This window comes from Ulvibacterium marinum, from assembly GCF_003626755.1.
Taxonomy (GTDB): domain Bacteria; phylum Bacteroidota; class Bacteroidia; order Flavobacteriales; family Flavobacteriaceae; genus Ulvibacterium; species Ulvibacterium marinum.
On the sequence record NZ_RBCJ01000001.1, the window covers coordinates 283,961 to 296,018 of the forward strand.

Annotated in this window: 8 protein-coding genes; all 8 read right to left on the bottom strand. The window is 43.1% G+C overall.

Annotated elements, in window-relative coordinates; translation table 11 throughout:
* Position 1: 1 nt before the first annotated feature.
* On the bottom strand, positions 2-1,600 hold the full coding sequence (locus D7Z94_RS01270) for a solute:sodium symporter family transporter (protein WP_170158831.1): 1,599 nt from the start codon (positions 1,598-1,600) through the stop codon (positions 2-4).
* 15 nt (positions 1,601-1,615) lie between these two features.
* The gene (iolD, locus tag D7Z94_RS01275; protein ID WP_120709699.1) at positions 1,616-3,475 is read right to left on the bottom strand and encodes a 3D-(3,5/4)-trihydroxycyclohexane-1,2-dione acylhydrolase (decyclizing); all 1,860 of its coding nucleotides are present in this window, start codon (positions 3,473-3,475) and stop codon (positions 1,616-1,618) included.
* 12 nt (positions 3,476-3,487) lie between these two features.
* Entirely contained in the window at positions 3,488-4,501 is a 1,014-nt protein-coding gene (gene iolC / locus D7Z94_RS01280) for a 5-dehydro-2-deoxygluconokinase (RefSeq protein ID WP_120709700.1), read from the bottom strand.
* A 5-nt stretch (positions 4,502-4,506) separates the two neighbouring features.
* Positions 4,507-5,379: a 5-deoxy-glucuronate isomerase gene (iolB, locus tag D7Z94_RS01285; protein ID WP_120709701.1), complete on the bottom strand. Its 873-nt coding sequence runs from the start codon at positions 5,377-5,379 to the stop codon at positions 4,507-4,509.
* Between the two features lie 8 nt (positions 5,380-5,387).
* Positions 5,388-6,329, bottom strand: coding sequence for a class II fructose-bisphosphate aldolase (locus tag D7Z94_RS01290; RefSeq protein WP_120709702.1), 942 nt, complete (start codon positions 6,327-6,329; stop codon positions 5,388-5,390).
* 113 nt (positions 6,330-6,442) lie between these two features.
* The gene (locus tag D7Z94_RS01295) at positions 6,443-7,498 is read right to left on the bottom strand and encodes a LacI family DNA-binding transcriptional regulator (protein ID WP_120710827.1); all 1,056 of its coding nucleotides are present in this window, start codon (positions 7,496-7,498) and stop codon (positions 6,443-6,445) included.
* A gap of 181 nt (positions 7,499-7,679) precedes the next feature.
* Positions 7,680-10,019 (bottom strand): GH92 family glycosyl hydrolase, encoded by a 2,340-nt coding sequence (locus tag D7Z94_RS01300; protein ID WP_120710828.1) that lies wholly within the window; start codon positions 10,017-10,019, stop codon positions 7,680-7,682.
* A gap of 278 nt (positions 10,020-10,297) precedes the next feature.
* Positions 10,298-12,052 (bottom strand): RagB/SusD family nutrient uptake outer membrane protein, encoded by a 1,755-nt coding sequence (locus D7Z94_RS01305; RefSeq protein WP_120709703.1) that lies wholly within the window; start codon positions 12,050-12,052, stop codon positions 10,298-10,300.
* Between the last annotated feature and the right edge of the window lie 6 nt (positions 12,053-12,058).

Below are 12,058 nucleotides of genomic sequence, written 5' to 3' on the forward strand. Positions count from 1 at the left end.
TTTATCCATTGCTCCCCAACAAAACATAAATTAAAATCGTAATGGCGCATAGCCCTATGGACATGACCTTGGTATACTTCCAGGACACCAAATTTACCGCACCTACATCGGTAACTTCATACAAGTTCTTTCTCGGGTAAAAATGGGAAACCGCATACATGATAGCTACATTCAATACAAACTCAATGCCCCATAAATGCACAAAATGAATACCATGACTTGTATAACCCCAGGTCATAAAGATGTAAAAACACAGACCGAAAATCAAGGCAACCTTGGCACCCAAGGCCGAGACTTTTTTCATAAAAAATCCTGCTAGTAAAATCGAAGCTATAGGGATAAAGAAAATACCATTCAATTCCTGTAACAATTGATACAACCCATCCGAGGCATTGGCGACCATAGGGGCTGTGAAAATGGCCACTACGGCCAAAACAGCCGATGTTCCCTTACCAATTCTAACCAGTTGGGTGTCACTGATATTCTTATTTAGATGTTTTTTTACGATATCCACGCTGAACAAGGTAGCCACGGAATTCAGCACCGAATTAAAAGTACTTAGAACCGCTCCCATAATTACTGCGGCAAAGAAACCGATCAACCAAACGGGAAGTACCTTTTTTACCAATTGGGGATAAACGGAATCCTGTTGGTCAAAATAGGTGTCCTGAAAGTAAAAGTAACAGATAACGCCGGGAAGCACAATGACCAAAGGAATCAATATTTTAAAAAGGCCTGTTAACAATAACCCCTTTTGGGCTTCTTTTAAATTCTTGGCGCCCAATGCTCTTTGGATAATGGCCTGGTTCATACCCCAGAAATACAATTGATTGATGATCAATCCTGTAAACAGCACTTCAAAAGGCAAAACCGAATCGGGCTTCCCTATCACATTGAATTTCTCCGGAGCAAACTCATAGACCTTTACCAAGCCATCAACAATATTGTTGTCGCCAATGGCCATTAGCGCAAGAATGGGAATCAACAATCCCCCAATTAAAAGCCCAAGGCCATTGATGGTATCGGAATAGGCTACTGCTTTTAATCCTCCAAAAATAGCATATATGGAACCTATTGCTCCGATGACCACAATAGTAATCCAGAGTCCCTGGGTTGTGTCGACACCTAAAAAATCGGAAACCCCGAACAGACTTTCAATACCTATGGCCCCCGAATACAATACAATAGGTAAAAGGGTAACCACGAACGAGAAAATCAATATGGAAGCAACCATGGTCCTCGTTAACCCATCAAAGCGGTTTTCCAAAAATTGGGGGATGGTGGTCAGGCCCATTTTAAGATATTTGGGTACGAAAAAGATAGCAGCGATTACCAGTGCTATGGACGATGTGACCTCCCAGGCAATCACGATAAACCCATTGACATATGAATTTCCGTTCATACCAATCAGATGTTCCGAAGAGATATTGGTCAACAACATAGATCCTGCGATTACGGTGCCGGTTAAACTTCTCCCTCCTAAAAAATAACCTTCGGAAGATCCTAAATTGGTCCTTCGGAGGCTATACCAAGTAAAGAGGGCGACCCCCCCTGTAAAAAGGATAAAAGAGGCCAGTGTGATAATCAAATCGGTATCCATTTGGTCGGTGGTGGTTTAGAGGTAATATTTTTGGGTCTTCTTGTTTTTTTGATAGGTTTTATGGGATTCGCTTACGGCTACTTTCTCCGATACTTCTGCCACGGCCACATCCCACCAGGCGAAACCGGGAACTCCTTTTTTGCGATCTACCTCAATATAAATCAGGGTAGTATGATCAATAGTCTTTGCCTTTTTGAGGGCCGCCTTTAGTTCTTCTACATTGGACGTTTTAATTACATGTGCACCCATACTAGCTGCATTAGCGGCATAATCAATGGGTAACAACCCTCCGTCCAATTGGTTGGTCTCCTCATTGCGATAACGGTAGTATGTGCCAAAGCCGTCACTTCCCAAAGAAGCGGACAGCCCTCCGATACTGGAATATCCATCGTTGTTTAGGAGAACTATGGTCAGTTTTTGTCTTTCCTGAATAGAGGTAATAATTTCTTGCGACATCATCAAGTAACTGCCATCGCCTACCAGCACATAGACCTCGCTTTCTGGATTGGCCATTTTGGCACCCAATCCGCCAGCGATTTCATAACCCATACATGAGTATCCATACTCCAAATGAAAGCCTTTTGGATTTCGTGTTCTCCATAACTTGTGTAAATCTCCCGGAAGACTTCCCGCGGCACAAATCATAATGTCGCTGGCATCGGAAAACGTATTTACGGCACCAATGACCTCGCCTTGAAAAGCCGGTGTTTCGTTCTTTTCCAAATAGATTCCCGAAACAAATTCATCCCAGCTTGTATTGAAGTTTTCCACTTTTTCCCGATAATCCTTGCTGACCTCATAATCGGACAACTGTTGATCCATTTCCTCAAGAATTGCCTTGGCGTCACCTATCAATGGTAATGCCCCATGCTTAAAGGAGTCGAACTCGGTAATATTGATATTCACAAACTGCACCTCGGGATTTTGGAAGGCCGATTTTGAAATCGTGGTAAAGTCACTATAACGTGTTCCGAGGCCGATGACCAAATCGGCTTCCTTTGCGATTTCAATGGCTCCCGGAGTCCCTGTTACACCAACGGCACCCAGATTTTGGGGTTCGTTATAATCCAATGATCCCTTGCCGGCAAAGGTCTCTGTTACTGGAATCCCTGTTCGGTTGGCCAATTTTTTCAATATTTCGGTCGCGCCACTATAGATGGTGCCTCCCCCTGAAACTATCAAAGGCCTTTTGCTTTCCTTTATCCGTTCAATGGCCTTTGCCAAAAAGGTTTGATCTGGCATTGTTCTACCGATATGCCATACCTTTTTTTGGAAAAGAGTAACGGGAAAGTCATATGCCTCTGCCTGAACGTCTTGGGGGATACTCAAGGTAACGGCCCCAGTTTCTGCCTGTGAGGTCAATACACGCATAACTTCGGGCAACGCCGTAATCAGTTGTTCGGGACGATTGATACGATCCCAATATTTGGATACGGGCTTAAAGCAATCGTTCACCGAAATGTCCTGCGTGACAGCCGATTCCAACTGCTGTAGAACGGGGGCTACATGCCGTGTCGCAAAAATATCCCCTGGAATCAACAAAACAGGAATCCTATTGATGGTAGCTGCAGCGGCACCTGTAATCATATTGGTGGCTCCCGGACCAATGGAGGAAGTACATACAAAGGTCTGCAATCGGTCTTTAACCTTAGCAAAGGCCGCAGCCGTATGTACCATAGCCTGTTCGTTTCGTGCTACATAAAATGGAAAATCCGGATTTTGGTGCAATGCCTGCCCAATTCCTGCAACGTTGCCATGTCCTAGAATCCCAAAACAACCCGCAAAAAACTTGTTTTGGATACCATCCCGTTCCACATATTGATTTTTTAGGTATTCTATTGTGGCCTGTGCAACTGTAAGTCTTTTTACTTCCATCTTGATCAAAATTTAAAATCCTCCATTTTTTTCTATAAAAGTCAACGATTGTTCCAAGGTCGGCATAAAGTTGGCGCATCCCTTTTGGGTCACCACATGCGCCCCACTGGCATTACCCATACGACAGGCTTTGTACATATCCCAACCCTGTAATAGGCCATAAAGGAATCCGCTGGCAAAGGCATCGCCTGCACCTAGAATGTTAAGCACCTCTACCGGGAATCCGGGAACATCTTGCATAGATCCATCCTTTCTACAGATACTTGCACCATCTTTGCCCCTCTTTACAATCAGGGTCTCGATGCCCGTGGCCAGCAAACGTTTTATGGATTCGTTGATATCTCCCGAAATTTCCGGAGCCGATATTTGTTGGTGCTTAATCGTAACCTGAGATGTATTTACCATGGTCGCCGCCAATATTTCCTCCTCCGTGCCTATAGCAATTTTCACTTTGGGCAATACGGCACGCATGGTTATTCCATACGCCCTATAGTCGTGCCACTGATCTGCCCTAAAATCCAAGTCTAGAACTACGTCGACCTTATTTTGGTTAGCGACTTCAGCAGCATAAAAAGTAGCGCTTCTGGAGGGTTCCCTATTCATGGCGGTACCGTTGATCAATAAAATCCGGTATTCTGGAATGTTAGCCCTGTCCACGTCATCAATGTCCACTTCGCTATCCGCCGCATTGTCCCTATAAAATACCAAAGGAAACTTATCCGGAGGTTCGATCCCCAGGACCACTGCACTGCTTCTAGCAGAATCCTTTACAGGAATACATTGGGTATTGACTCCTTCCTTGTTTAGAAAGTTTACAATAAACTCACCTACTTTATCATTTCCAACAGCTGTTAGCAGACTGGTATTGACTCCCAATCGTGCACAGCCCACAGCAATGTTTAATGGAGAGCCTCCTACAAAGGCATCAAACCCTTTGATATCATTGAAAGCGGAACCAATGTTTTGGGAGTAAAGGTCTATAGAAGACCTCCCAAAGGTGATTACATCATATTTCTTGTTGGTCATATTCCCTATTTATTCATTTCTGCCGTTACCAAGGGCAATCTCTTATCTTTTGAGGTCCATGAATCATAAATCCATTCATGATCTGGATCTGTGGTATTGGCCAGGCATTGATCGGTTCCTGCCAAAAAGTTAAGGTAATAACAATGAAAACCGTGTTCCGCCACAACCGGATGGAAACCCCTTGGTATCATCACAACATCATTGTGACGCGGTCTCGCAATCTCATCCAAAGACCGATCTTTGGTATAAACTTGCTGAATTGCATAGGCTTCCGGTTTTTGAAACTTATAGAAATAGGTCTCCTCTTGAATGGGTTCCAGAACGGTGCCGTCCTCCGCAAGAATACGTTCATCATGTTTATGTGCCGGAAACGAGCTCCAATTACCAGAAGGAGTATAGACTTCCCTTACTACAATACTGTGGCATCCAAAGCCGGGAGGTACTAAATCATTGAACTGCCGGGTAGCGTTGTCCCCTCCAAAAATAACTACTGGAGTCTTTTCAGGTGTGACAAACTTTGCGGGAAAATCTTCATCTGCCTTGCACCAACCATAGGCAATGTCCAAAGAATCACTGGTAGCTTTTAAAGTGAACTTTGTATGTCTTGGCAAGTATAGGGTATGGGCCACTCCACTAAATACATCTTTACGCCCATTCAAGGTCTCCCAATTTCCTTTCTCGCTTTCTACCCTGAAGTTACCGCTCAATAATACAATGACCATCTCATTTTCTTGCGTGTTCCATTCCCAAGTTTCATCCTTGGACATTTCCCTAGCTTCAAAGGAAAGGTATTCCCATTGGGCCGATTCAGGGGATATTTGATGATATACCTTTGATCCTGTTTTAGGCTTTACTACTAATGGAGATTTTGTTCCCATACTATTATCTATTGGATGAATTGATTTGCTTTACCCGTGGCTCCCAAAAGTTCAAATTTCTCTAACATAAATGCTTCGTTTGCCTTCATATACTCTTTCCCCGGAATTATAGGGTCAAAAAGTTCCGGGGTATCCTTGAAAAACTCTCTGTGTACCCTTGCCCAAAGAAGCCTGGTGTCCGTTGCTATATTGATCTTACATACGCCGTAAGTAATCGATTTGACTATTTCTTCCGGAGAAACTCCGGTAGCACCACCGTTCAGCTTACCACCGCTACAATTTATCCTCGAAATCTCTTCTTTATTTACCGCCGAACCCCCGTGGAGCACTATTGGAAAATTGGGAAGACGCTGTTGTATCTCTTCCAAAATATTAAATTGTATGCCCTGACCCCCAGAAAACTTATAGGCTCCATGACTAGTGCCTACAGCCACGGCCAAACTATCACATTGGGTCAGTTTTACGAATTCCTCAACTTCGGAAGGCCTGGTATATCTTGCTTCCTTTTCATCAACCGAAATATCGTCCTCAACTCCACTAAGCACCCCCAGTTCCGCTTCCACAAAAATATTTTTTTTATGTGCTTCCTCTACTATTGTCTTTGTTCTTTCAACATTCTTGTTAAAACTATCATGAGATGCGTCGATCATCACCGAATTGTATGTATTGGAAGCTATCGCCTCCAACGCATGTGCTTCGTTACCATGATCCAAATGAACGGCGTAAACCGCTTTTGGATATATTTTGGACGCTGCCTGGACCATTGCGGACAACATCAATGAATGTGCATAATTCCTTGCCGCTGGCGTAATCTGTACCAAAAAAGGCGCGTTCGCTTTTTCCCCGGCGCGAAATAGTCCATGTATTTGCTCCATGGTAAATACATTTACAGCGGCTATCGCATATTTACCGTAGCACTTTTTGAAAAGTTCCTTTGGTGAAACGAGCATACTAGTCCATTCTATGGAAATTATAAGAATCTCCTATCATCATAAAAAAACAATAAAAAAATGATGTTAAAAAGCATAATAGACCAAAAGACTATGCAAAGGTTTGCATTTTCCTACAACTTTACTTTGTCATTTTTTCTAGAAGCGCATTCCCTTGAAGATGCCCTTAAAACAAGCTCTGGTTTAAAAACTTCCTGCCTAAAATTCTTCTGTGGACCTTTATCATTTAATCTGTGCAATATGATTCGTGCAGAGAGCATGCCCAAGCTATAAACCGGTTGCCAAACCGTGGATAAAGATGGTCTAAAATAGGAAGAATGCGGTTCGTCATCAAAACCTACTATTGAAATATCATCCGGTATTTTCAAGGCCATCTTTCTGGCGATATGCATTGCGGAAATCGCAATATTATCGTTCATAGCAAAAATTGCGTCAGGCAAATCTTCAAGTTTCAACAGTCTTTCGGCAGGCTTAAGTCCATCATCATGGGAAAACCCGGGAACATGCTCAATGTACTCCTTTCTAATTGGAATATCAGCGTTTTCCAGGGCATCCAAATAGCCTTGAAGTCTATGTTTTGTGGTACTTAGATTTAAAGGTCCCCCTAAATGGGCGATTTTGGTACAGCCCGATTTAATAAGATATTCCACTGCCTGAAAAGCTCCTGCATAATCGTCGACCAAAACCTTGTCCGCCTCCAATCCCGGGCAGTCCCTATCAAAGACCACAACAGGGATATCATTTTTTTGAAGTGTTCTAAAATGATCGAAATTCTTGGTCTCCGAAGTAGGGGATACCAAAACCCCATCAACCTGTATTTTCAGTAGTTTTTTGATGATTACCGCCTCCTCTTCGTAGGATTCGTTAGAGAGACAGATCATGATATTGTATTCTGAGTCCCCAATAACATCTTGAATGCCGGTTATAATGGCCGAAAAAAAGTGGCTTGTAATCTCCGGGACAATTACCCCAATGGTATTCGATTTCTTTTGCAAAAGATTCAAGGCTAGTAAATTGGGCTGATAGTCCAACTTTTTGGCCAAGGCTCGAACTGCATCCTTAGTTTCCTTTTTTAGGGCCGGATGGTCCTTTAAGGCCCTGGAAACCGTAGAAGGAGCAATGCTTAACTCACGGGCAATATCTATAATTGTAACCCTACCCTTTTTCATGATCGGCGATTTAGAATCTTTTTCAGTATCTGTTTGTCGACATATTTTAGCAGCATTAGTAGCTGTATGCAATCCCAACCTACTTAGAAAAATACAAAAAAATATGTTGTCGTCTTGGCGTTTAAAAAAAGTAACACCATAAAGGAACGACTAAAATCTACCGAACCGAAATAATTTATGTTTAGTTTTCTTTAAATTCTATCATCAATTCCGCACCTTGGACAATCTGTGAATGTGGGATGGCCATTTCCTGAATCGGTTCCCCGTTTAGAAGTGTATTTTCTATCGCCCAATTACCTTCCTTATTGTTCTTGGTTCGGATTACAAACTGCTTTCCAGGATAATAATCGGGATGTAGATCGATTCTAACTTCATCGAAAATGGGGCTACCCAGTTGGTATGTCGGGTCTTCTTCGGTACCGCCGTTCATTTGAAACAATCCTATTTTTAACAAGACTGACAAACTTCCCATAAGCCCTTGATCCTCATCACCATTATACCCTGTTGATGGGTCTAAACCGCTAAAAACCGAGTCAACTACTTTACGTGACCAGTATTGGGTTAGATCTGGTCTGCCCAGTTGATTGAAAACAAATGCTGTTTGGATGGAAGGTTGATTGCCGTAATTGATGGGAACGCGACTATATTCGGGATGCATTTCAACATCATGCGAGTTCCCTGAAGTGAAATCCAGTTTCTCTGCAACCTGAAATTGAGTATTCAATTTTTCCACCGCTACATCAAGTCCACCCATCAATTGGGCCAAACCTTTTACATCATGTGGTACAAACCAAGTACACTGCGCCCCGTTCCCTTCAATAAAACCATTTTCATATAGATAGGGGTCATAGTTTTCCATCCAATCCCCATCGGAATCCTTTGGCCTGATCCAACCGGATTCCTGGTCAAAAAGGAGTTTGTAATTGTTTGATCGATCAAGAAAATAACGATAGTCCTCTTCCTGATCCAATTTTTTTGCAAGTTGGGCCAAGGTCCAATCTTGATAGGCATATTCAAGGGTGAGACTGGCCCCATCTTGATGACCTCCAAACTTTCCTTCGGGAATGGGGTAGGGCACAAAGCCTTTCTCCAGATAATGTTTAAAACCTCCGCCCAAATTTGTGTTGTGTTCATAGCCTGCCTTTTCCATGATACCATTGGGCATATGGTTTTTCCTTACTGCGTTGTAGATGCTTCGCAAGCTATCCTTTACTATTCCTTTTTGAATGGCGCTTATGATGAAAGGCGTGCTTGATGCACCTGTCATTACATAGGTATAATTTCCTCCCGAAGGCCCTCTTGGGACTAGTCCACCATCTTTATGATATTGCAGCAGCGAATGCACAAATTCCTCTTTAATATCAGGATAGACCAGACCCCAAAGTGTGTTCAAGGTCCATTGTGCTCCCCAAAAAGAATCGGAATTGTAATGGTTGAACTTGGGCTTACCTTTAACATCCAATGGCAATTGGCCAATCCTAAGACCATCACCCGTGTTATCCGGGTAACTGCCATCTACATCGTTAATGATCCTTCGTCCCTGTAAAGCGTGCCACAGGTCTGTATAGAAACGACGTTGTTGCGTCTCGGTACCTCCGCGGACCTTGATTCTTCCCAATAAGCTATTCCATTCCTCCTTGGATTCTTCCACCACCTTTTCAAAATCCCAATGATTCAGTTCGGTGGTCGAATTCTTTTGCGCATTTTTAATCGAGGTATATGAAATTCCTGCTTTTAGCTTTACGGTTTTTTCACTTTGATTTGTAAAAACAAGGTAGTTGTGTGTCCTTTCATCTTGAATGATCGAATCGATTCTTGAATCAAATTCCACATGAAAAAAAACTTTAAAGGGTTTGGGACGTCTATGGGTCGGTGCCATCTCAAACTCTCCCGTAAGCACGTTATCGTTAATTTTTGCCAATGTACCGTTCCTATTTTCACAAGGGCCCAATACTCCATTTAAGTTGAATAGCAGGGCAGGTTTTCCTTCGGAGGGAAAGGAATATCTGTGGAACCCTACACGTTTTGTACTGGTCAACTCGGCCTTTATACCGTATTTCTCGAGTTCTACCGAATGGTATCCCGGAACGGCCCTTTCCGTTTCATGAGAAAATTTTGAATAAAAATCCGTAAAAATAGCATTCTTGTTCTCCTTCGAAATTGATACCGGCATTACGGAAAGCCCTGAAATTTGCCAGCCGTGAATATGGCTAAACCCTTTAATGGTATCGGTCTTGTAGCGATAGCCACTACCCCATGCGCCACCGACCTGTGTATCGGGACTAAGGTTGACCATACCAAAAGGACGACACGCAGACGAAAATAAAAACCAACGGGAGTTTTCGGTATCCAATTGGGTATACACTTTATCCACTGGAGAGGTATCGTATTCCATCATCTTGGAAGAACCTTTCTGCGCCTTACCACAAGAGCCCATAAAAAAAACAATAATGAAAATTCCCGAGACTCTTAAAACAAAGTTTTTAGTCCTCTTTAGTTTATTTGGGAAATCACTTTTCATAATCATACTTTGCTAAATAAATACTACTGTTTGAATAAATATAAGGTTTGTGTTTGAAGTTTATCGCATATCATTACAAGCAACTGACAAAAAAATCTCCATCTGCCCATAAAAATAAAGGCAAGCAAATATTTGCCCGCCTTTACTAAACTAACTCAAACTCAAACAAACTAATTACGAATAACCAACACTATTATGAGTGTCGTATTCTATTTCCTAACGAATTGCCAGGTGGACTGGGAATCATAAGACATTCATCTCGCCCTAAATACAATTCATTAATACCCTGGATTCTGTTGTAAGAAGCCATCAATTCCCGAAGCAGCATCAACGGCGCTTTGTGGAATTGGGAACAACCTTTTATTGGGATCGGCATCTGTCTTATCGGTCCAAGAATCCTCATATTTGCCAAAACGAATTTGATCTCCTCTTCTAAAACCTTCCCAATACAACTCAAAACCTCGCTCACGGAACAGGATGTCCAAGTCAATTGCAGTCCACGCTTCCGGGGTTTGGTCCGGACGAGCCGTTCTTGAGGTCCTGACGATGTTAACGTCTGCCAAAGCACCTGCATCGTCACCATTTCGCAATTTGGCTTCTGCGCGCATCAAATAAACCTCTGCCAGACGTAGCAATACCAAATCCACGCTACTGAAATTGTTGCCATTCGGCGAAGTACGGCTAAATTGATATTTGGAAGGTCTATACCCTTTATTGTGCAAGGAACCTTCATTGGTGAAGTCAATTTCTAAAGTATGGTCCACATAACCCACATCCCTATCCGGTCCGTTCCCTTTTCTTTGTTGTATGGGATAGATCCTAACACCACCATCACAGGTTATGAAAGCTCCGTCGTCACCTTTTCTAGGTCCCCATTGAATCCCTCTTAAAATTCCCCTATCCATTTCAAAGACAGTGGGTTCAACGCAGTAGTAACTGTCTTCGGTTTCCGTGGCAAGTAAGGGTTCTCGATTTGCCAGGTCTTGTAGCTGTGCATCAGGGACCAATGTATTTCTTTGATAGAACCTAGCGTCGGCTTCGGCAGGATCGACAGCACCATAGGCATCTACCCAAGTCTGGTAAAAATCCGATGTAATAGCGGGCCCGTCCGTACCATCTGCACTTGGGAATTCAGGTCTTGGAAACATGGATCCTGCAATAGGCCAATAGGCCCATCTGCTGTGCTCCCTTCGTAATTGTCCCCGTTGATCCAAGGCAAAAATCAACTCCGGATTGCCATTGTTGTCATCATTGAACAAATCAAAATACTCCGGGGACAATGAAAAGGCACCGGAATTGATAATGTTATCCGTATACTGTATTACCCGGCCCATGTCCTCAGTGGTAAAGTTTGGCGTACCATAAGGATCTCTGTACACTGCGGCATTTAAATACAATCTGGCCAAAAAGCCCCAAACCGCGGCCTGGGTAATTCTACCGGGACCTCTATTCGTGTTGATGACATCCACAACCGCCAATAATTCGCTTTCAATGTAATCTATGGCTTCTTGCGCCCTTAAAACCTCGGATAGTTCGGCGGAAGACTCCTTTCTAAGTACCATTCCCCAACTATCCAACATCAACATGTTTAGATAAGCTCGTAACGCCCGCATTTCATAAAGGGCACCAAGTGCTTCATTGTCTCCGTCGTCCGCGAGCGGTGTCAAAACTTCAATAGCCGCCAGTGTCCTAGAAATATTTGTGGTAAGTTCGTTCCAACTATCACCGATCAAATCATTGGTCGGCGTAATGGTATGGGCGTGGGTCGCCAAATACTTGCCCCCATCAAACCAGTCTGTTCCTCCGCGAAAGGGTAAAATGGCCTCATCCGAAGCCACTAATTGCATTCCATAGTAATGTGTATGTCTCCAAGTCCAGGAAACATAACCATAGGCAGGAGCAATGGCACCACTAATGGTTTCTGCCTGACCCCCAAATTCAGCTTCATCTATTCGTTCCTCTTCCAGATCAGTACACCCCCAATTGAACAAGGTACAAAAAGCGAATGTTAGAATTAAAATTTTATTTTTCATGATTGA